Origin of the sequence: Pantoea anthophila (assembly GCF_026104315.1) — a bacterium.
GTDB classification, from domain to species: Bacteria; Pseudomonadota; Gammaproteobacteria; order Enterobacterales; family Enterobacteriaceae; genus Pantoea; species Pantoea anthophila.
In genome coordinates, this window is the sequence record NZ_CP110473.1 from 2,625,503 (window position 1) to 2,647,702 (window position 22,200).

Below are 22,200 nucleotides of genomic sequence, written 5' to 3' on the forward strand. Positions count from 1 at the left end.
TCATTTGACGATAATCAGGCAGGATAGTTAAAACTGTGGGCATAAAAAAACCCGGCTGGCGCCGGGTTTAGTCCGTCAGGCTTGCTCAGCCAATGATCTCAGCGCCATTCATATACGGGCGTAAAACCTCAGGCACAATAATACGGCCATCTTCCTGCTGATAGTTTTCCAGCACCGCAACCAGGGTACGGCCTACAGCCAGCCCAGAGCCGTTCAGGGTATGAACCAGCCGTGGTTTCTTATCCTGTTTATTGCGGCAACGCGCCTGCATACGACGCGCCTGGAAATCGCCCATGTTCGAACAGGAGGAGATTTCACGATAGGTGTTCTGAGCCGGTAACCACACTTCAAGATCGTAGGTTTTGGTCGATCCAAAGCCCATGTCCCCGGTGCAGAGTAAAACCTTACGATAAGGCAGGTTCAGCAACTGCAACACTTTCTCGGCATGCCCTGTCAGCTCTTCCAGCGCATCCATCGACTGCTCCGGGCTGACAATCTGAACCATTTCCACTTTATCGAACTGGTGCATACGGATCAGACCGCGGGTATCACGGCCGTACGAACCCGCTTCAGAACGGAAGCACGGCGTATGCGCGGTCAGTTTGACCGGCAGGCTCTCCTCTTCGAGGATTTCGTCACGCGCCAGGTTAGTCAGCGGCACTTCTGCAGTCGGAATCAAGGCATAGTGGCTGCTGTCTGACTCCTCTTCCAGCGGGCGGGTGTGGAACAGATCTTCGCCAAATTTCGGCAGCTGTCCGGTACCGTAAAGCGTTTCGTGGTTAACCAGATAAGGCACATAGGTTTCCAGGTAGCCATGCTGCTCAGTGTGCAGGTCAATCATAAACTGACTCAGCGCACGGTGCAGGCGGGCAATCTGTCCCTGCATCACGACAAAGCGCGAACCGGTCAGTTTTACGGCGGCCGCAAAATCCAGGCCTTTGGCTGCTTCACCCAGCTCAACGTGATCTTTAACCTGGAAATCAAACTGACGCGGGGTTCCCCAGCGACTAACTTCCTGGTTTTCGCTGTCATCTTTACCCAGCGGCACTTCGTCTGCCGGAATGTTCGGCAGTGCCAGCGCAAAGTCACGGATTTGATTCTGCAGTTCATCCAGTTCTGCTTTTGCGGCATCCAGGCGTTCGCCCAGCGCGTTCACTTCCTGACGCAGCGGCTCGATATCTTCCCCACGGGCTTTGGCCTGACCGATGGATTTGGATCGGGAGTTACGCTCTGCCTGCAAATTCTCTGTTTCTACCTGCAGGACCTTGCGACGCTCTTCCAGCGAACGCAGCGTTTCCACATCCAGTTTATATCCCCGGCGTGCCAGTTTTTCTGCGACTGCGTCTGGCTCGTTACGCAGCAGATTGGGATCGAGCATGCTTATCCTGTGTTTAAAAAGTTGGTTGAAAGAAGGGACGCACTCCGGTGGAATGCGTTGAAAACATTGCCCACATTACCGTAACGTCTGTTTCAGCGGTAGCGTTTTGTCGGGCTATTTTGATCCTGTTCAGCCAGCCAGCTTAGCTTTTCGCCAATCTTGCCCTCAAGCCCGCGCTGGGTTGGACGGTAATAGCGCGCGTCAGCCAGTTCCGGCGGGAAATAGACTTCGCCTGCGGCATAGGCGTTGGTTTCATCATGGGCGTAGCGATACTCTTTGCCGAGCCCCATCTCTTTCATCAGCTTCGTTGGCGCGTTGCGCAGATGTTCCGGCACATCAAAATCCGGATGGTCACGGGCATCCCGCATGGCGGCCTTGAAGGCGGTATAAACGGCATTACTCTTCGGTGCGCAGGCCAGATAAACAATCGCCTGTGCAATGGCGCGCTCCCCTTCTGCCGGGCCTACGCGTGTGAAACAGTCCCACGCGGCAATAGCGACCTGCATCCCGCGCGGATCGGCATTGCCGACATCCTCAGAGGCGATAGCCAGTAACCGGCGCGCCACATAGAGCGGATCGCCCCCGGCGGTGATAATACGTGCATACCAGTAGAGCGCCGCATCAGGCGCAGAGCCACGCACGGATTTGTGCAGCGCCGAAATCAGATCGTAAAAGCGGTCACCTTTGTTGTCGAAACGCGCCGAACGCTCGCCAGACACTTCATTAAGCAACTGAGGCGTGAGCTCCCGCTGGCCGGATGCGGTGGTTTCAGCCATATCCGCCATCATCTCCAGCGTGTTCAGTGCCCGACGCGCATCACCATTCACCAGCTCAGCGATCATTCTGCGCGTGTTGTCCGGCAGGACAATATCTGTATCGCCGTAGCCGCGCGCCTTGTCCAGCATCGCCTGATCCAGCACCTGCTCGATATCTTCCAGCGTCAGGGATTTCAGCAGATAGACGCGGGCGCGTGACAGCAATGCCGAGTTGAGTTCAAAAGAGGGGTTTTCTGTGGTGGCACCAATAAAAGTAATGGTGCCATCCTCGATGTGGGGTAAAAAAGCATCCTGCTGGCTTTTGTTGAACCGGTGCACCTCGTCCACAAACAGGATCGTCCGCCGCCCGGCCTGCTTATTCTGCCTGGCACGCTCAATGGCCTCCCGGATCTCTTTAACCCCGGAGGTCACGGCTGAGATACGCTCCACATCGGCATTGCCATAGTGCGCAATGATTTCAGCCAGCGTGGTCTTGCCGGTTCCGGGGGGTCCCCAGAGGATCATGGAGTGCAGGTGCCCTGCCTCAATGGCACGCGGCAGCGGTTTACCGGCACCCATCAGATGTTGCTGACCAATGTACTGTTTCAACGTTTCTGGCCGCATACGCGCGGCCAGAGGTTTGAAATTTTCGGTGGAAAAATCCAGGGACAGGTTACTCACCGTGACCTCACTGACGTTGGTCGTCCACCGTCACGCCTTTTGGCGGTGTGAACGTGAATTTGTCCGGGCTGATTGCACCATTTTGCTGACTTTTCAGCTGATAATCGCTGCGCTGCCCATCCTGTTCGACCGCGCTGAAGCGATTGATGGTTCCGCCAGGCGTTACCTGAATCGTAAACTGTTTCAGATTGCCGTCACTGCTTTTCGGCGTCAGTTCGAAATTGTCGCCCTGCTGTTTGATGTTGTACTGCTTCCAGTCATTGGACTGGTTGCGGGCAATCAGCATAAACGGCGTGTTGCTCGTCGCATTCTGCAGCAGGCTGACCGTCGCCTGTTCAACAAACGGGTTGTAGAACCACAGCGATTTGCCGTCAGAGATGATGATGCTTTCGTCCGGGGCGGTCATATGCCAGTTAAACAGGCTGGGACGCTTGACCCACAGCTCGCCTTCACCATCCTGCACGCTGGCGCCACTGCTGTCCGTGACTTTTTGTGTGAAACTGGCGTGGAAGCTGCTGACCTTATTCAGGCGCTGTTGCAGATCACTGGATGCATCAGCCAGCACGCTGGCTGATGCAAAGGTGGCCAACAGGCCCAGAGCGATTACGCGTAATTTCATCTGCTTCAATTCCTTATTTAAACGTTCCCATCGATGACTGCTTTAAGCCTGGTCGCCGTTCCGCCATCAGGATAGAGGAAAAAACCGAAAGCTGATTCAGATATGGGGGATAAACCGCATAAAAACAATGAGCCAGTCGGAACTGGCTCATTAAGACGTGTTACAACCTGTTAACCGTTACATATCGTGTGGCGGTGGCGACAGCACTTCACGGTTGCCATTGTGTCCGGGTGCAGAGACGATACCCTGCGCTTCCATCTGTTCAATGATCCGTGCCGCGCGGTTATAGCCGATGCGGAACTGACGCTGCACGCCTGAAATCGACGCGCGGCGTTTGTCGATGACAAAGCTGACAGCCTGATCAAACAGCGGATCCAGCTCTTCATCACTTTCCATTCCACCGGCACTTTCGCTCTCTTCGCCCGCCGTAATATTTTCGATATATTGCGGACGGCCACGCGCTTTCCAGTCCTGAACCACCGCGTGCACTTCCTGGTCGCGAACAAACGCGCCATGAACACGAATCGGTATTGAGGAGTTTGGCGGCATGTAGAGCATGTCACCCATACCCAGCAGCGACTCTGCGCCACCCTGATCGAGGATGGTGCGCGAGTCAATTTTGCTGGAAACGGTAAAGGCGATACGTGTCGGGATGTTCGCTTTAATCAGACCGGTAATAACATCGACAGAAGGACGCTGTGTGGCCAGCACCAGGTGAATACCGGCAGCACGGGCTTTCTGTGCCAGGCGCGCAATCAGCTCTTCAACCTTTTTACCGACCGCCATGATCAGGTCAGCAAACTCATCGACCATTACCACGATGTAAGGCAGTTTCTCCAGCACCGGCGGCGTCATATCCATGCTGTCACCCGGCTTCCAGAACGGATCAGGAATCGGCCGTCCCATCGCTTCCGCCTGCTCAACTTTTTCGTTGTAGCCCGCCAGGTTACGCACGCCCAGCGCCGACATCAGCTTGTAGCGACGCTCCATCTCACCCACGCTCCAGCGCAGCGCATTCGCCGCATCCTTCATGTCGGTTACCACTTCCGTCAGCAGGTGCGGAATGCCTTCATAGACCGACAGTTCGAGCATTTTCGGGTCGATCATGATAAAGCGCACTTCTTCCGGCGTCGCCTTATAAAGCATGCTGATGATCATGGCGTTTACGCCCACCGATTTACCGGAACCGGTCGTACCGGCAACCAGCAGGTGAGGCATTTTCGCCAGATCGGCGACGACCGGCTGACCGGCAATGTCTTTACCCAGCACCACAGCCAGCGGAGAGGTATTGTCACGGAATTTAGGACAATCCAGCACTTCACGCAGATAGACGGTCTGACGATGCTTGTTAGGCAGTTCCAGACCGACATAAGGTTTGCCTGGGATGACTTCCACCACACGCACCGCGACTGTCGACAGTGAGCGAGCCAGGTCGCGTGACAGGTTGGAGATACGTGCCGCTTTCACACCCGGCGCCAGGTCAAGCTCGAAACGGGTGATGACCGGCCCCGGTGAAATGCCGACCACCTCCGCCTTGACGCGATAGTCACCCAGACGCGACTCCACCAGGCGGGCAGTCTGCTCCAGCGAGAACATATCTACCGGCTCTTCCTCTTCCGGCGGTGCGGTCAGCAGATCCAGCGAAGGCAGCGGCGTGGAAGGTTTCTCCAGCGGCTGCTCATGGCGCATCAGGAACGGGTGGATCAGGCTGTCATGCAGTGACAGCTTCGCTTCTTCAACCGGCTGAACCGGAGCCGCTGGCGAACCATAAGCGGGCGCAGCATTGTCCGCAGCCGGTGCATGATAAGCAGGAGCAGCGGGCGCAGCGTAGGCTGATGCAGAGTGGGTCGGAGCCTGAGGCGCGGCCGGGGCGCTGTAAGCAGGCGCAGCATAATCCGGCTCAGGCGTTGCCGCTGGCGGAGCATAGGCGGGCTCTGCTGGCGCATAGCGTGGGGGAGCAGGAACCTGAGCCGGAGCCTGCGGTTCTGACACCTCACGCACCTGCTGCCAGGGTTCATGTGAAACCGCCGGCGCTTCTGGTTCCGGCGTAGCGGCAATGGTGAACAACGGTTCAGACGGGCCTTCATCAACCAGATCTTTCATTGGCGAAAAATCAAAGGCTGACGCGGTATCCAGATTAAAGACCGGTTCTTTTCGCTCTTGCGGTTCATAGCGCTGCTGCTGCTGTTCGGCGAACTGCCGCGCCAGGGCGGCCTGCTGCTGCGCCTCCTGTTCTTCCTCATCATCCTGCTGCCAGCCGGCGCCATACCGCTGCTGCTGTTCAGACTGGAAGGCCTGGCGCAGTTCAGCCTGCTGCTGCGCTTCTTCAGCCTCCTGAGTCGGAAGATCGGATGCAGCCGCAGTCGATTCAGCGCTTTCCGCTTTCGCTTTCTCTTCAGCCATACGCTGCGAAGGTAACTTAATACCATACGAGGCCAGCTCACGGCGGGTAGGCAGTTTTACCGGATTGGGACGCGGCAATGCCGGGCCAATACCCTGCTTAACCTGCGGATTCAGATTCGTTTCAGGTGCCAGGTCAAAGACCGGGGCCGTTCGCGTCGCGGTTCGGGAGGCGGCGGCAGCGGCGGTGACCGCGGCTGTTGCGGCGGGCACAACAGGGTTGACCGGCGTGTCGCGCCAGTTCCCCATTTTCGGCTCATCATCGTCACAGGCACTGAACGCCGGAACCGCTGGCGCCTCGTCAGGCATTTCAAAGTGATAAAGCGGAGGTGCGGCAGCAGGCGCAGATGCACTCTGCGTTGCCGTCGGCGCAGACGCTGCCGCATAAGCAGGGGCGCTCTGAGCCGGGGCCGGCTGTACAGGCGCAGCTTGCTGCGAGGCCGACAGGCTTTCTGCTGCTGGATGCACCGCTGATGGCGGTACGGCTGCAGGCGCCGCGGACGCAGCCGTTCCTGGCGTTGCCGCTGCAACAGGCGCAGCCGGAGTCAGCAGCACATCGGCTGCTTCTGCGGTAGTGGCGACGCCCGCGCTGGTGGCTGCGGCGGCTTTAGCCAGCAACGGATCCTGCTCAGACGGTGAGGGTTCAGCGGCTTTGCGGGGGGCAGACAGCAGCACATCATCATCCTGATCGCCGGTATGCAGCACAGGCGCGTCATCATACTCACGCGAATCCTGTTCATCCTCTTCCTGCCAGGGTTCATCGTGACGGGAGCGGTTGCTGGCAAAGGTCAGAACGCCCATCACGACCCCACCAATTCTCTCGGCGATAGTGAGCCATGACCAGCCAGTGTACAGCGTGATACCTGCCGCCCAGACGCAGAGCAGCATCAGCGTGCCGCCAGCCGGACTGAACCAGGGAGCGATGGCATTACTCACCAGGCTGCCGATCACCCCGCCTGAGGCAAAGTACCAGATGTCATCTGCGTTGAGTGCCGCCATGCCACAGGTGGTGACCACCAGCGCAAGAACGCCGATCAGGCGCAGCCCGACAGCAAAGTAGTCAAAATAGTCCTGATTATCGCGCTGACGGAAGGCAATCCAGCACAGACCCAGGATAACCGGCGGAATGGCGTACGCCATTACACCAAAGATGAAAAGTAAGGTGTCAGCCAGCCAGGCACCGACGCTGCCGCCGATATTGTGGATAGGTTCATGCCAGGCCGTTTGCGACCAGCTCGGGTCGGAAGGGTTAAAACTGACCAGTGAAACCATCAGGTAGATGGCAAACAGCGCCACCAGAATGAGCAACGCTTCCAGCAGACGACGTCCACTGCTCAGCGACTGTAACGTAACGTCTTTATCTTCTGTATATTCCTGGCTCAAGAGGACTCTCCAGGTGCCTGTAAAGTAAGAAGCAACAGCGTCGGGCAAGCCCGACGCTGATCCTGTATGAATTCACAGGAGTGTACCGAAATATCTCAGGTTTTGCACCTGCCCCGCATCAGCGAGTCTTGATCACCAGGCGATTGCTCTGTTTGACCTCTTCCATGACGACATAGGTTCGCGTGTCGTTTACGCCCGGCAGGCGCAACAGGGTCTCACCCAGCAACTTACGATAGGCAGACATGTCAGGAACGCGCGTTTTCAGCAGGTAGTCGAAATCACCGGAAACGAGGTGACACTCTTGAGTTTCCTCAAGTTTTTGCACAGCGGCGTTAAATTGCTCAAACACATCCGGCGCACCACGATTCAGAGTAATCTCAACGAATACCAGCAGAGAAGCATCAAGATAGTGCGGGTTCAGCTGTGCGGTGTAGCCAAGAATAAATCCCTGACGTTCGAGACGGCGCACGCGCTCAAGACATGGCGTAGGCGATAATCCTACGCGTTTGGAAAGCTCTACGTTTGAAATACGACCATCTTTCTGAAGTTCGTTCAGAATGTTCCTGTCAATTCTGTCGAGATCTTTCCCGGGGCGTTTCTTATTATCTACCATTATTATTGTCTCTCTTCATTCCTTCCCTTTACCTGCCACACCCTGAAAACGCTCATTGTTCGGGGCATTTTTGAAGTGAGCTAACAGAGCCTGTGGGTGAGACTTATCGATATGACGCATGCTGTCTGTCCACATCATGCGTCATTATCCATACCAGGCTGCTTTTATTCGGCGTTAAGTGCAAAACAGGCGATGAAAACCTGTTTTGTTCCGATAAATGTTATCCGCTTCTGATAATGTTTTCGCAAAAGCGCAGGCGATTGTCAAAGTAAAATCACCAAATTCAGGACAAGATGCCAGACAGACCGCTGGGTTACTGTTTTTAAATGAGGTTTTTTCAGCTATTGCACCGCTTAAGCGGAGTTTTGCCCCCTTTTGGCGCATTGCAGAGGCAAAGTTGCCATTCATCGTCTACGCCACTTGCAGCTATCGTTAACAAAATTGCCTAAACCTTGTCATTGCTGCCGGATATTCCCTACAATCGCAGGCTATGTCAGCCGAATGAAACTGAGGAACGCATGAGTACGGCCAAACACAGTAAGCTACTCATTCTGGGCTCCGGCCCAGCGGGTTATACCGCAGCGGTTTATGCTGCACGCGCCAACCTGAACCCGGTGCTGATCACCGGTCTGGAAAAAGGCGGACAGCTGACCACGACCACTGAAGTGGAGAACTGGCCGGGCGACCCGCACGATCTGACAGGTCCATCACTGATGGAGCGTATGCATGAGCATGCCGAAAAATTCAATACTGAGATCATTTTCGATCACATCCACACCGTTGATCTGCAGAACCGTCCGTTCCGTCTGACCGGCGACAGCGGCGAATACACGGCTGACGCCCTGATCATTGCGACGGGTGCGTCAGCGCGCTACCTGGGTCTGCCTTCCGAAGAGGCGTTCAAAGGCAAAGGCGTCTCTGCCTGCGCCACCTGCGACGGTTTCTTCTACCGCAACCAGAAAGTGGCCGTGATTGGTGGTGGCAATACGGCCGTTGAAGAGGCACTCTACCTGGCGAACATCGCGTCTGAAGTGCATCTGATCCATCGCCGTGACAGCTTCCGTGCAGAGAAGATCCTGATTGATCGTCTGATGGAGAAAGTGCGCAACGGGAATATCGTGCTGCACACGCATCGCACGCTGGAAGAGGTGGTCGGCGACCAGATGGGCGTCACCGGGGTGACCCTGCGCTCGACGCAGAACGAGGAAACCGAATCGCTGGATGTGGCAGGTCTGTTTGTCGCTATCGGCCACAGCCCGAATACCGCAATTTTCGACGGACAGCTGGCGCTGGAAAATGGCTACATTAAAGTGCAGTCCGGCCTGCACGGAAACGCGACGCAGACCAGCATCCCGGGTGTGTTTGCGGCAGGTGATGTGATGGACCACACATACCGCCAGGCGATCACCTCTGCGGGCACCGGTTGTATGGCGGCGTTAGACGCTGAGCGTTTTCTTGATGGATTAGTTAAAAACGATCAGTAAGTTGTTAACCCGCTGATCTCAAATGTTCCAGGCGACGGTTTTTCAGTCGCCTTTTTTATTGCCCTCATGCTAGATTCTGGCGCCAGAAAGGAGGGAAATGCCTTTCCCTCTCCTCCCCATCATCGACATTTAGCATGGTCTCGCATGGATAAATCGCGGCAGCAGCATCTCACCCGCTGGCTTCGTCAGCAGCGTCATTTCGGCGGTCGCTGGTTGCGCCTGAATACGCTGCTGGGCACCGTCAGTGCCCTGCTGATTATTGCCCAGGCAGGTTTACTGGCCTCACTGCTTCAGACGCTGATCATCGGGCAACAGCCGCGTGAAACCGTGACGGCCAGCCTGCTGCTGTTGCTGCTCTGCTTTGTGCTGCGCGCCCTGATAAATTATGCCCGTGAACGGACCGGCTATCGTGCCGGGCAGGCGATCCGTCAGGCGTTACGCCAGCAGGTGCTGGACCGGCTCGCCGGGCTGGGTCCGGCGTGGATTCAGGGTAAACCGGCCGGTAGCTGGGCGACCCTGCTGCTGGAACAGATTGAAGAGATGCAGGAGTACTATGCACGCTATCTGCCGCAGATGACGCTGGCAGTGCTGATCCCCTGCTGCATTCTGCTGACGATTTTTCCGCTCAACTGGACCGCGGGTCTGATCCTGTTTGCCACCGCCCCTCTGATTCCACTGTTTATGGCGCTGGTGGGGATTGGCGCCGCTGAAGCCAACCGGCGGAACTTCCTGGTGCTGGCGCGTCTGAGCGGTAACTTCCTGGATCGCCTGCGCGGCCGGGAGACGCTGCGACTCTTCTATCGGGGTGCAGCAGAGCAGCAGGCAGTGGCAGACGCCACCACCGATTTTCGCCAGCGCACCATGGAAGTGCTGCGCCTCGCTTTTCTCTCCTCCGCCGTACTGGAATTTTTTGCCTCCCTGGCGATTGCCGTCGTGGCAGTCTATTTTGGCTTCTCCTATCTGGGCGAATTGCATTTCGGCGACTATGGCCGCGGCGTAACGCTGTTCGCCGGTTTTCTGGTACTGATTCTGGCGCCAGAATTTTTTCAGCCACTGCGCGATCTCGGCGCGTTTTATCATGCGAAAGCTCAGGCGGTAGGCGCTGCCGATGCACTCGAAACGTTTATGCAGGCTACGCCAGCCGCCACACCTCAGCAGGGTCAGAGCCCCTTCACGGCCGATCGCTCCCTCTCGCTGACCGCCGACCAGCTGGAAGTCTGCGCCCCGGATGGTCAGGTACTGTGTGGCCCGCTCACGTTTACCATCGCCGCCGGTGAGCAGATTGCGCTGGTCGGTCAGAGCGGGGCTGGCAAAACGGCGCTGATGAACGCCCTGCTCGGCTTCCTGCCTTACCGGGGATCGCTCAGGGCTAACGGGGTTGAATTGCGCGATCTGCAGCGGGCGGACTGGCATCAGCAGCTCAGCTGGGTAGGACAGAACCCTCAGCTACCGGCCGCCACGCTCCGTGACAACATCGTGATGAATGCAGCCTGGGAGGCGGAACGATTTGCCGCGCTGCTGGAGGCGTGCGGAATTAATGAGTTCCTGCCGCGTCTGCCCGACGGCATCGGGACCCGCCCCGGCGAGGGTGGTCAGCTGCTCTCTGTGGGTCAGGCGCAGCGGGTCGCCGTCGCGCGCGCGCTCTACAAAAGGTCGCATTTTTTACTGCTTGATGAACCCGCTGCCAGCCTGGACGCACTCAGCGAACGTCACGTAATGGCAGCGCTGAATCAGGCGGCCTCCCGACAGACCACGCTGATGATTACCCATCAGATTGATACGCTGAGCCGCTGGCAGACCCTCTGGGTTATGGAGGCGGGTAAGCTGGTGCAGCAGGGAGAGTGGCAGGCGCTGTCGCAACAGCCCGGTGCTTTTCGTGAGATGCTGCAACATCGTCAACAGGAGATCCGCTGATGTCCGCCCTGCGCCCCTTTCTTCGTCTCTGGCTCCGCCACCCTTTTCGCCTCGCGCTGGGCATCGTCCTGGCGATTGCGACCCTGCTGGCGAGTATTGGCCTGCTGACCCTGTCTGGCTGGTTTCTGGCCGCCTCATCCGTCGCAGGCGTGGCAGGCCTCTACAGCTTTAACTATATGCTGCCTGCGGCCGGCGTGCGGGGCGCCGCCATTATTCGTACGGCGGCGCGCTATGCGGAACGCCTGGTGAGTCACGATGCGACTTTCCGGGTGCTTCAGCATCTGCGTCTCCACACCTTCAGCCGTCTGATGGCGCTTTCGCCCGGCCAGCTGTTGCGGTTCCGGCAGGCGGATCTGCTCAACCGCTTTGTGGCCGATGTGGACACGCTGGATCATCTCTATCTGCGCGTCATTTCGCCGCTGACCGGTGCCCTGGTGGTCATCGTGGTGGTCACTACGGGCATGAGTTTCATCGACATCGGGCTGGCCCTGACGCTGGGCGGCATCATGCTGGTCACCCTGATCGTGATGCCCGCGCTCTTTTATCGCCTGGGCCGGCCCGCGGGCGTCGCCATTGCGCGTGGCCGCGCCCGCTGGCGCTTACAGCTGATGCAGTGGCTGACGGCGCAGGCAGAACTGACGTTATACGGTGCGTCGCCGGCGTGGCGTCAGCGACTGGATGAGGATGAACAGCAGTGGCAGCAGTCGCAAAGCCAGCAGCAGCGTCTGCAGGCCCTGGCGCAGAGCCTGCTGCTGCTGATTAGCGGCGTGACGGTTACACTTCTGCTCTGGCTTGGGGCTGCGACAGTCAGTCAGCAGCAACTCCCCGGCTCGCTGATTGCGCTGGTCGTGTTTTGCGCGCTGGCAGCCTTTGAGGCGCTGGCTCCGGTCGCGGGCGCCTTTCTGCCGATGTCTCAGGTGACCACCGCGGCTCAGCGGGTCAGTGACATTATCGAACAGTCACCTGCCATCACCTTTCCGGCCCATTCCGCTGCCCGGCCCGGCAGCCTGACGGTCGATATCGATCGGCTCGACTTCAGCTATCCCGATCGGCCAGACCGGGTGCTTGATCAATTTACGCTTAAGGTGGATGCGGGTGAACACATTGCGCTACTCGGGCCCACCGGCTGCGGAAAATCCACCCTGCTGGCGCTGCTGACCCGCGGCTGGAACAGCCAGCAGGGTGATATCCGCCTGAACGATCTGCCGATCGCCGCCTGGTCAGAATCAGCACTGCGCCAGCGCATCAGTGTGGTTACTCAGCGGGTGCATCTTTTCAGTCAGAGCCTGCGCGATAACTTACTGCTGGCCTCTCCCGATGCCAGTGATGAGCAACTGAATCACGTACTGAACCAGGTTGGCCTGCAGCGCCTGCTGGAGAATCAGGAAGGCTTAAATGCCTGGATGGGCGAAGGCGGCCGGCCGCTTTCCGGTGGTGAACTGCGTCGGCTGGCGCTGGCGCGCGCATTACTGCACGACGGCGATCTCTGGCTGCTGGATGAACCCACCGAAGGACTGGATGCCACCACCGAACAGCATATTCTCGCCCTGCTGCAGCAGCTGACCGCCGGAAAAACCGTCATTATGATTACCCATCGCCTGAGCGGTCTGGAAAAGATGGATCGCATCTGTGTGATGGACAACGGGACGATTGTCGAACAGGGCAGCCATTGCGAATTAATCTCAAAAGCGGGTCGCTACTGGCGTTTCCGGCAACGGATTGCGCTATAGTCTTAGCGAAATGCTGATGAGTAACCTATCGCGATGAGACTGATACAACTGTCACGGGAATCTCTGCAATTTCCGCCTCCTGAAATGGCACTGCGTGAGCCGAATGGCCTGCTGGCCATGGGGGGGGACCTCTCCCCTGCCCGGTTACTGAATGCGTATCAGCGCGGCATCTTCCCGTGGTTTTCGTCCGGCGATCCTATCCTGTGGTGGTCACCCGATCCCCGCGCAGTTCTTCTGCCTGAGCAGTTCCATCTCAGCCGCAGCATGAAGCGTTTCCATAACCAGTCGCCCTATCGCGTCACGATGAATGAGGCATTTGCCGAGGTGATCGAGGGTTGCGCCAGCGGACGCGAAGAAGGCACCTGGATCACGTTTGAAATGAAGCGCGCCTGGCTGCGACTCTATGAGCTGGGCCACGCCCACTCCATTGAGGTGTGGGACGCGCATCAGCTGGTGGGGGGCATGTATGGGCTGGCGATGGGGCAGATTTTCTGCGGCGAGTCGATGTTCAGCCGCCAGCAGAATGCCTCGAAAACCGCGCTGTTAGTTTTTTGCCAGCATTTCATCCGCCATCAGGGGCGTCTGGTCGATTGCCAGGTGCTTAACCCGCACACCGCCTCGCTGGGCGCGCAGGAGATCCCCCGCAGTGACTATCTGCACTATGTCCAGAACTTTGCCAGCCAGCCGGTCAGCGAAGGCTGCTGGCAGACCCAGACCCTTTTTTAGTCACGCCGAGATGTTTTGCACACATAAAGACGGTTAAGTGGTATAATAGTCGGGTTTGGTATGTCGTCCGCGCTTCGCAATAACGAGCCGGAATTGCCAGGCTGGGAATCTCAACGCACTCTCGGAACTGTTTTCAATCGTGCGCGTGTAACCGGTTGATACAGATTCTTAGCCCGCTAATCCCCCGCAGACGCCACATAAACACCCTAATTTTACCGGATGCCCGCCACTGACGAGCACCCCCGGCAAAGCGTTGGCAAAATCGCCGACGGTTCTTTACATAAATCGTTGAATTGGGCATTATCTTGCCGGTTCAACTGAAAGGTAGTACACCCAGAGGATTCGATGGCCAAAGAAGACAATATTGAAATGCAAGGTACCGTACTGGATACGTTACCTAACACCATGTTCCGCGTAGAACTTGAGAACGGACACGTGGTTACTGCTCATATCTCCGGTAAAATGCGCAAAAACTACATCCGCATCCTGACGGGCGACAAAGTGACCGTTGAGCTGACCCCGTACGACCTGAGCAAAGGCCGCATTGTCTTCCGTAGTCGCTAACAGACATTAATTTCGCCGCCCTTCAGGTTGCAGCGAAAAAAAAGGCCGGATAATTATCCGGCCTTTTTCACATCTGCAGCAGGCGATTAATGCACCGTGCCTTCAGTTTTCCGTTTTTCCGCACTCAGGAAGTGATAGGTCAGTTCACCTTTTTCACGATCCAGCGCCACGGATACCGAGCCACCATCCACCAGCGAACCAAACAGCAGCTCATTGGCTAATGGTTTTTTCAGGCTGTCCTGCACGGTACGCGCCATCGGACGCGCGCCCATCGCCTTGTCGTAACCCTTTTCCGCCAGCCAGTCGCGGGCTTCATCACTGACTTCCAGCGACACGCCTTTGGCATCCAGCTGCGCCTGCAACTCGACAATAAACTTGTCGACCACCTGATGAATCACCTCTGGTGACAGGTGACTGAACCAGATGATGTTGTCGAGACGGTTACGGAACTCTGGCGTAAAGATCTTTTTGATCTCTTCCATTGCGTCGGTGCTGTTGTCCTGATGAATCAGGCCAATCGACTTACGTTCCGTTTCACGCACACCGGCGTTAGTGGTCATGACCAGCACCACGTTGCGGAAGTCCGCTTTGCGTCCGTTGTTATCGGTCAGCATACCGTTATCCATCACCTGCAGCAGCAGGTTGAACACATCCGGGTGCGCTTTCTCAATCTCATCCAGCAGCACCACCGCATGAGGATGCTTGATAACGGCATCCGTCAGCAGACCGCCCTGATCAAAGCCGACGTATCCCGGAGGCGCACCAATCAGACGACTGACGGTGTGACGCTCCATGTACTCAGACATATCAAAGCGCAGCAGCTCGATACCCAGCGCTTTCGCCAGCTGCACGGTCACTTCTGTCTTACCGACACCGGTTGGTCCGGCAAACAGGAAGGAACCTACAGGCTTGCGATCCTGACCCAGACCTGCGCGGCTCATTTTGATCGCTTCGGTCAGCGCCTCAATGGCGTTGTCCTGACCAAAGACCAGCATTTTGAGACGGTCGCCCAGATTTTTCAGCGTATCGCGATCAGTTGCAGAGACGCTTTGCTCCGGAATACGGGCAATACGCGCAACCACGGTTTCAATGTCGGAGACATTGATGGTTTTCTTGCGCTTGCTGGCAGGCATCAGGCGCGCACGCGCACCCGCTTCATCGATGACATCAATCGCCTTGTCAGGCAGATGACGGTCATTGATATATTTCACCGCCAGCTCCACGGCGGCGCGCACCGCTTTCGCGGTATAACGCACATCGTGATGCGCTTCATACTTGGTTTTCAGGCCATTCAGGATCTGTACGGTCTCATCAACAGACGGCTCCGTGATATCGATCTTCTGGAAACGACGCGCCAGCGCACGATCCTTTTCGAAGATGTTGCTGAACTCCTGATAGGTGGTAGAACCCATCACCCGAATCTTGCCGCTGGAAAGCAGCGGTTTGATCAGGTTGGCCGCATCGACCTGGCCACCGGACGCTGCCCCTGCACCGATGATGGTGTGGATCTCATCGATAAACAGAATGCTGTGTTCGTCCTGCTCCAGCTGCTTAAGCAGCGCTTTGAACCGTTTTTCAAAGTCACCCCGGTATTTGGTGCCAGCTAACAGCGAACCAATATCCAGCGAGTAGATGGTGCACTCTTTCATCACTTCCGGCACGTCGCCCTGCTCGATGCGCCAGGCGAGACCTTCTGCAATGGCGGTTTTACCGACACCGGATTCCCCCACCAGCAGCGGGTTATTTTTACGGCGACGGCACAGCACCTGAATGGTACGTTCCAGCTCTTTATCGCGACCAATCAGTGGATCAATCCCACCGACGCGAGCAAGCTGATTAAGATTGGTGGTGAAGTTTTCCATACGCTCCTCCCCGCCTGCTTGCTCTTCGTTAACCGGATTTTCTGCGCCTGGCGCCTGGCCCGGCTCATCTTTGCGCGTACCGTGAGAGATGAAATTCACCACATCAAGGCGGCTGACTTCATGTTTGCGTAACAGATAGGCCGCTTGCGACTCCTGCTCGCTGAAAATGGCGACCAGCACATTCGCACCGGAGACTTCGCTGCGACCGGATGACTGGACATGGAAAACCGCACGCTGCAGAACGCGCTGGAAGCTGAGCGTCGGTTGGGTATCACGCTCCTCTTCGCTGGCGGGCAGCACCGGCGTGGTTTGTTCGATGAAGGCTTCGAGTTCCTGCCTTAGAGCCACAAGGTCCACCGTACAGGCTTCCAGTGCCTCTCTGGCCGACGGGTTACTGAGCAATGCCAGTAACAGATGCTCGACGGTCATAAATTCATGACGGTGCTCACGCGCTCTGGCGAAAGCCATATTTAAACTGAGTTCCAGTTCTTGATTGAGCATTAGGCACCTCCCCCAATTATCGCCCTTACCAGTTTCCTATATGGAGACGTGTTCAGGCTTTTTCCAGCGTACACAGCAACGGATGATGATTTTCCCGCGCATAGTTGTTCACCTGGGCCGCTTTTGTTTCGGCGACTTCTGCAGTAAATACACCACAGATCGCCTTGCCGTGATAGTGAACTTTCAACATCAGCTGCGTTGCACGTTCAACATCATAAGAAAAGAACTTTTGTACAACGTCAATAACAAATTCCATAGGTGTATAATCGTCATTATTCAGAATGACTTTATACATTGAAGGCGGCTTTAACCCTTCGCGTACTTTGTCTTCGGCCAGATGTTCAAAATTAAGCCAGTCGTTTGTGTTTGCCATAGTGTTCCGTTGAGATTTCGCTTTGAGCTTTTACGTCGCTACATCCTGAGAGTTTAACATGTCTGTCAAGCCGCTGGCCGCTGCTGAAAATTTATTCAGAAATTTCCTCGCGCGACCTGCATCACAAAATTCGCAATAGCGTTAACTGCCTCAAATTTTGATGATTTTTTCCCCACCTGGCCCGGTGGTTTGCTTGACGCCAGCGGCGCTTTCTCTACATTCTACCTGCACAGGCTGATTGAGTTTTAATCAACTCTGACTCACAGCGTCTGAGACCTCACCTACTTATAAAATGTCTTGCGAGGGAAGTAAAAGCATGGAGACGGGCACCGTTAAATGGTTCAATAATTCCAAAGGCTTTGGCTTTATCTGTCCGATCGGAGGCGGCGACGATATTTTTGCGCACTACTCCACCATTCAGATGGAGGGCTACCGAACGCTAAAGGCAGGCCAGCAGGTTCAGTTCGATGTTCATGAAGGTCCGAAAGGCAATCACGCCAGCCTCATCGTCCCCGTTGAGGTGCAGGTTGTGGCCTGACACTTCTCCCCTTATGAACGGTGGACCCAAATGCCAGCCCGTGCCGCTGGCATTTTCATTTAGGGCATTCAGTCTGCCTGCCCCTGTGCCAGCCGGATAACCCGGGCAAACATCTGCCGCATCAGTGGCGGAATCGCCTCTGGCCCGCGCTCTGCCGCCGATGAGGCTACCGCAATCGCCAGCTCAGGTTTGGAACTGCGGTGAATCGCTTTGGTAATAATACGCCTGGAACTCATCGGAACGTTTAACGGCAGGTGCGCCATCTGATGATAAACCTCCTGGAAGCCGTGCTGATAAAGAAAATTTTCCATATCCAGCGCCGGTAGCTGCGTCAGAAAACGCGGCTCCGCGTCACCCGGCTGCAGCTGACTGCGCGCCGTGGCGGCATACTTATGCCCCGCCTGATCGCCATCGGTCAGCACATGCCAGGCGATGCCCATACGCCGGGCAAACTTCAGCAGGGGCTTGAGGCCGGACTGCGCAAACTCAATCACTTTGATCCCTTCAGCCGCAAAGTTGTAGCCACACTGCTGCGCCAGCTCATTCATGATCCAGACTTCGGTCTCCCCCTCCACCAGCAGCCAGCAGCGGGCGAACAGCGCCGCAGGACGGTTGACACGGATATGAAAGCCGATACGCCGACTCTCTTCGGCACTCAGTCCTTCCGGACCGATGCGCCAGGCCGCTACGCGCGACGATTCACGCACCAGACGGCAGACATTTTCCACCGGCACCTGCGACAGCAGTTCAGCGGAATTGGTGGTGGCAATTTTCTGCAGCGGCAGCAGCCTCAGCAGGTTCCACGCTACCGAGAGCATAATCGGGTGCAGCCGGGTTTCCGGGTCTTCAATCAGCAGCAGCGGCCGGGCATCGCGGCAAGAGGCAGATCGCCCCGCGCCGCGATCAGCAGGGTAAAGATCTGCAGCAGGATCAGCTGGCGGCTGCGGGAGTCCGTTCCGGCAATCAGCTGGTTGAGGTGATCCAGCGCCCGCCAGCCCTGCCCGCCGTCGCGCGTCTGCCCATCCCGCGGCCGCGCCGCCTGACCGGTTTCCGGCGTCTGCACCTGAAAGTAGTGCTGCATCAGCTGCTGCATGGTCTTTAGTCCCTGCCGCAGCGCCTCATCGCTGAGCTGCTGTGGATGGCGCGCCAGATCGCGCGCCAGCGACTCCATCCCCGCCAGCAACGGGGTATGCGCAGAATCCAGCGGCGCACTCCCCCGGGTCCGCTTGCTGAAACGCGCATCGCGAAGTCGCAGAACCGGATGACGTTTCAGCAATCGATCGATGGCCCCGGCACAGCCAGGCTCAGGCAACAGCTGACCGTCAGCGTCTGTAAAACGGCGCTGGGTTTCAATACCGCTATCCCGCCAGATGGCGCTGACGCGGTAAAAGAGTCTGCGCTGTCCCTGAGCGTCACGCTGCCAGAAGGGAGCGAACAGCTCATCGGCTTCGTGCTCATCGTCGCGAAAGTGAAACAGAACCGACAGACGGCGCATCGGATCATCCGCCTCGCCCGGGGTAAAGTGAAAATCGGCGGGCGTAAAAATGTGCGCCGGTTGATGCGGCGACAGCAACAGGCTCAGGGCATCCAGCAGGCTGGATTTGCCCCAGGCGTTCTCACCAATCAACAGGTTGGTCCGGGTCAAAGGCAGTGAAAGCTTATTGATGCCGCGGAAACCCCGAATATCAATATGTTCCAGAATCACAGGCGTCCATCCTCAGTTTATAAGAAGAATGGTTGCCGTAAGCCAGCCGGTCAAGCCGCGTTTTCGGGGTTTACTCTGTCACCCTTTTTCGTTAGCTTGTCGCCTCTTTTCCCAGGGATGGAACCTGCTGTTATGTACTCCGGACTTCTGATTATTCTGCTGCCGCTGGTGGCGGGCTGGCTGTTACCCTTCCGACAGACCGCAACCCTGCGCCGGGTCAACCAGCTCCTGGGCTGGATGGTTTACGTCATTCTGTTTTTTATGGGCATCAGTCTGGCCTTTCTCGACAACCTCAGCAGCAACCTGCTGGCGGTGTTTCACACCGCGCTGGTGGCTGCATTCTGCATCCTGATCTGTAACCTGCTGGCACTGCGCGGACTGGAAAAATATGCCCCCTGGCAGCATGCGCATCGCCAGGAGAAGCTGCCGTCGCGGCTGCATATGGCGCTGGACTCGCTGAAGCTCTGCGGCGTGGTGGTGATCGGTTTTCTGCTCGGCCTGACGCAGTGGCCGCTGCTGCATCATGCTTCGACGGCCAGCGAATATGCCCTGATCTTTCTGCTGTTCCTGGTCGGTATTCAGCTGCGCGGCAGTGGGATGACGCTGCGCCAGATTATCCTGAACCGCCGCGGCCTGCTGGTCGCCAGCGTGGTGCTGGTCAGCGCGCTGGCTGGCGGCGTGATCGCCGCGCTGCTGCTTGGCGTGCCGCTGAAAACCGGTCTGGCGTTGGCCAGCGGCTTTGGCTGGTACTCCCTCTCCGGGATCCTGATGACCGAAGCCTTTGGCCCGGTCATCGGCAGTGCCGCCTTCTTCAACGACCTGGTCCGTGAACTGGTGGCGATCATGCTGATACCGGCGCTGATTGGCCGCCATCGCTCGAGCGCGCTGGGCCTGTGCGGCGCCACCTCGATGGACTTTACCCTGCCGGTGCTGCAGCGGGCGGGCGGCAATGAGATTGTCCCGGCGGCCATCGTACACGGCTTTGTGATGAGCCTGCTGGCCCCGATTCTGATCGCCCTTTTCTCTGCCTGATCCCTGTCTGAAATGCGCAGGTCACCATTTACCTGGCCGCGATAAATAAGCGCAACGCGCAGGGAACAGGGTCAGAGATGAAAAGTGGCCCGTCCTCTGCACGCCCCCGGCGCTGCCAGCGCATTTTTTCACGCCTGCTTTTCTGCCGTGTCGTCTACGCTTCTTTTTTCAGTTCTGGTCACGTCATACATCAGGGCGAGCCGACAAAGGAGAAGAGCATGAAACAAACCGTGGCGGCGCTGGTCGCCAAAACGCTGGAAAGCGCGGGCGTAAAACGCATCTGGGGCGTCACCGGGGACTCCCTGAACGGCCTGAGTGACAGCCTTAATCGCATGGGCACCATCGAATGGATGCCGACGCGCCATGAAGAGGTGGCGGCGTTTGCGGCGGGCGCAGAAGCGCACATCAGCGGCGAACTGGCGGTCTGCGCCGGCTCCTGCGGGCCGGGCAATTTACATCTCATCAACGGTCTGTTCGATTGCCACCGCAACCGCGTGCCGGTGCTGGCGATTGCCGCGCACATCCCCTCCAGCGAAATCGGCAGCGGCTATTTTCAGGAAACCCATCCGCAGGAGTTGTTCCGCGAATGCAGCCACTACTGCGAGCTGGTCTCCAATCCGGAGCAGTTACCGCAGGTGCTGGGCATCGCGATGCGTAAAGCGATCCTGAACCGGGGAGTTTCGGTGGTGGTCTTACCCGGCGATATCGCGTTGCAGCCAGCGCCGGAGAGCGCCCGCACCGAGTGGTATCCACCGCAGCTGCCGCAGGTTCTGCCACAGCCTGCCGAACTGGCTCAGCTGGCCAGTACGCTGAACGACGCCAGCGACATTACGCTGCTGTGCGGCAGTGGCTGTGCCGGAGCACACCAGGAAGTGGTCGCGCTGGCCAAAGCGCTGAAAGCCCCTATCGTGCATGCGCTGCGCGGCAAAGAACACCTGGAATATGATAACCCTTATGATGTCGGGATGACCGGCCTGATTGGCTTCTCATCGGGTTTCCACGCCATGATGAACGCCGGGACGCTGGTGCTGCTGGGTACCCAGTTCCCCTATCGCGCTTTCTATCCGGAAAAGGCGCGCATCATCCAGATCGATATCAATCCCGGCAGCCTGGGATCGCATTGCCACGTTGATGAGGCCTATGTCGGTGACGTGAAAACCACCCTGCAGGCGTTGCTGCCGCAGCTGACGCACAAAAACGATCGTACCCATCTCGACAGCGCCGTTAAGCACTATCGTGAGGCGAGGAAAAGTCTGGATGAGCTGGCACAGCCCAATGACAAACAGCCTATCCATCCGCAATATCTGGCGCAGCAGATCAGCCACTACGCCAGCGAGGATGCGATTTTCACCTGTGACGTCGGCACGCCTACCGTCTGGGCGGCGCGCTACCTGAAGATGAACGGCAGACGTCGCCTGCTGGGATCGTTTAACCACGGCTCAATGGCAAACGCCATGCCGCAGGCGCTGGGCGCGCAGTCCATCGATCGGAATCGTCAGGTGGTGGCCCTGTGTGGTGACGGCGGATTCAGCATGCTGATGGGCGATTTTATCTCGCTGGCGCAGCTGAAAATGCCGGTGAAACTGGTGATTTTCAACAACAGCGTGCTGGGCTTTGTGGCGATGGAGATGAAAGCGGGCGGCTACCTGACCGACGGCACCGAACTGGACAATCCCGACTTTGCCGCCATCGCTCAGGCCTGCGGCATCAAAGGGATCCGGGTGGAGAAAGCGTCAGAACTCAACGGCGCGCTGGAGCAGGCATTTGCTCATGACGGGCCGGTGCTGGTCGATGTCATCACCGCCAAAGAGGAGCTGGCGATGCCGCCGCAGATCAAACTGGAGCAGGCCAAAGGCTTCAGCCTCTACATGCTGCGCGCCATTATGAACGGTCGCGGGGATGAAGTGGTAGAACTGGCGAAAACCAACTGGCTGCGGTAAAA

16 protein-coding genes and 1 pseudogene are annotated in these 22,200 nt (G+C 57.5%); 8 read left to right on the forward strand and 9 right to left on the reverse strand.

What is annotated here, in order from left to right; translation table 11 throughout:
• Positions 1-85 precede the first annotated feature (85 nt).
• The 6 genes from serS to OJ965_RS14755 form a co-directional block, all read right to left on the reverse strand.
• Positions 86-1,378 (reverse strand): serine--tRNA ligase, encoded by a 1,293-nt coding sequence (gene serS / locus OJ965_RS14730; protein ID WP_058957459.1) that lies wholly within the window; start codon positions 1,376-1,378, stop codon positions 86-88.
• A gap of 92 nt (positions 1,379-1,470) precedes the next feature.
• Positions 1,471-2,814, reverse strand: coding sequence for a replication-associated recombination protein A (locus tag OJ965_RS14735; RefSeq protein WP_265136648.1), 1,344 nt, complete (start codon positions 2,812-2,814; stop codon positions 1,471-1,473).
• Between the two features lie 7 nt (positions 2,815-2,821).
• Positions 2,822-3,433 carry an outer membrane lipoprotein periplasmic chaperone LolA gene (gene lolA, locus OJ965_RS14740; protein WP_009091130.1) on the reverse strand — a complete coding sequence of 204 codons (612 nt, stop codon included), beginning with the start codon at positions 3,431-3,433 and terminating at the stop codon, positions 2,822-2,824.
• A gap of 177 nt (positions 3,434-3,610) precedes the next feature.
• On the reverse strand, positions 3,611-7,216 hold the full coding sequence (locus tag OJ965_RS14745; RefSeq protein ID WP_154927912.1) for a DNA translocase FtsK 4TM domain-containing protein: 3,606 nt from the start codon (positions 7,214-7,216) through the stop codon (positions 3,611-3,613).
• A gap of 118 nt (positions 7,217-7,334) precedes the next feature.
• Positions 7,335-7,829 carry a leucine-responsive transcriptional regulator Lrp gene (lrp, locus tag OJ965_RS14750; protein ID WP_006118610.1) on the reverse strand — a complete coding sequence of 165 codons (495 nt, stop codon included), beginning with the start codon at positions 7,827-7,829 and terminating at the stop codon, positions 7,335-7,337.
• A 174-nt stretch (positions 7,830-8,003) separates the two neighbouring features.
• Positions 8,004-8,237 carry a hypothetical protein gene (locus tag OJ965_RS14755; protein WP_140028290.1) on the reverse strand — a complete coding sequence of 78 codons (234 nt, stop codon included), beginning with the start codon at positions 8,235-8,237 and terminating at the stop codon, positions 8,004-8,006.
• Positions 8,238-8,347: 110 nt separating this feature from the next.
• Between OJ965_RS14755 and trxB the strand changes: the two genes are divergently transcribed.
• The 5 genes from trxB to infA all read left to right on the forward strand — a co-directional run bounded on the left by trxB (position 8,348) and on the right by infA (position 14,247).
• Positions 8,348-9,313 (forward strand): thioredoxin-disulfide reductase, encoded by a 966-nt coding sequence (trxB, locus tag OJ965_RS14760; protein WP_265136658.1) that lies wholly within the window; start codon positions 8,348-8,350, stop codon positions 9,311-9,313.
• Positions 9,314-9,457: 144 nt separating this feature from the next.
• The gene (cydD, locus tag OJ965_RS14765) at positions 9,458-11,227 is read left to right on the forward strand and encodes a heme ABC transporter permease/ATP-binding protein CydD (RefSeq protein WP_265136660.1); all 1,770 of its coding nucleotides are present in this window, start codon (positions 9,458-9,460) and stop codon (positions 11,225-11,227) included.
• The gene (gene cydC / locus OJ965_RS14770; protein ID WP_265136662.1) at positions 11,227-12,957 is read left to right on the forward strand and encodes a heme ABC transporter ATP-binding protein/permease CydC; all 1,731 of its coding nucleotides are present in this window, start codon (positions 11,227-11,229) and stop codon (positions 12,955-12,957) included. The genes cydD and cydC overlap by 1 nt, the downstream gene beginning before the upstream one ends.
• 33 nt (positions 12,958-12,990) lie before the next feature.
• Positions 12,991-13,683 carry a leucyl/phenylalanyl-tRNA--protein transferase gene (aat, locus tag OJ965_RS14775; protein WP_033736359.1) on the forward strand — a complete coding sequence of 231 codons (693 nt, stop codon included), beginning with the start codon at positions 12,991-12,993 and terminating at the stop codon, positions 13,681-13,683.
• A 345-nt stretch (positions 13,684-14,028) separates the two neighbouring features.
• On the forward strand, positions 14,029-14,247 hold the full coding sequence (gene infA, locus OJ965_RS14780) for a translation initiation factor IF-1 (RefSeq protein WP_002211347.1): 219 nt from the start codon (positions 14,029-14,031) through the stop codon (positions 14,245-14,247).
• Between the two features lie 86 nt (positions 14,248-14,333).
• On the opposite strand, the gene clpA is transcribed toward infA, so the two are convergent.
• Entirely contained in the window at positions 14,334-16,610 is a 2,277-nt protein-coding gene (gene clpA / locus OJ965_RS14785; protein ID WP_009091142.1) for an ATP-dependent Clp protease ATP-binding subunit ClpA, read from the reverse strand.
• A 52-nt stretch (positions 16,611-16,662) separates the two neighbouring features.
• Positions 16,663-16,983 (reverse strand): ATP-dependent Clp protease adapter ClpS, encoded by a 321-nt coding sequence (gene clpS, locus OJ965_RS14790; RefSeq protein WP_003849318.1) that lies wholly within the window; start codon positions 16,981-16,983, stop codon positions 16,663-16,665.
• Positions 16,984-17,299: 316 nt separating this feature from the next.
• On the opposite strand from clpS, the gene cspD reads away from it, so the two are divergent.
• A complete protein-coding gene (gene cspD, locus OJ965_RS14795) occupies positions 17,300-17,521 on the forward strand; it encodes a cold shock-like protein CspD (RefSeq protein WP_009091144.1) in 222 nt (73 codons plus the stop codon).
• A 68-nt stretch (positions 17,522-17,589) separates the two neighbouring features.
• Here cspD and OJ965_RS14800 read toward each other — a convergent pair.
• Positions 17,590-19,226 (reverse strand): annotated as a pseudogene (locus tag OJ965_RS14800) (DUF2813 domain-containing protein).
• Between the two features lie 132 nt (positions 19,227-19,358).
• On the opposite strand from OJ965_RS14800, the gene OJ965_RS14805 reads away from it, so the two are divergent.
• On the forward strand, positions 19,359-20,258 hold the full coding sequence (locus OJ965_RS14805) for a LysO family transporter (RefSeq protein WP_140028285.1): 900 nt from the start codon (positions 19,359-19,361) through the stop codon (positions 20,256-20,258).
• 218 nt (positions 20,259-20,476) lie between these two features.
• Positions 20,477-22,198, forward strand: a complete 1,722-nt coding sequence (gene poxB, locus OJ965_RS14810; protein ID WP_265136670.1) for a ubiquinone-dependent pyruvate dehydrogenase — start codon at positions 20,477-20,479, stop codon at positions 22,196-22,198.
• The last annotated feature ends 2 nt before the right edge of the window (positions 22,199-22,200 follow it).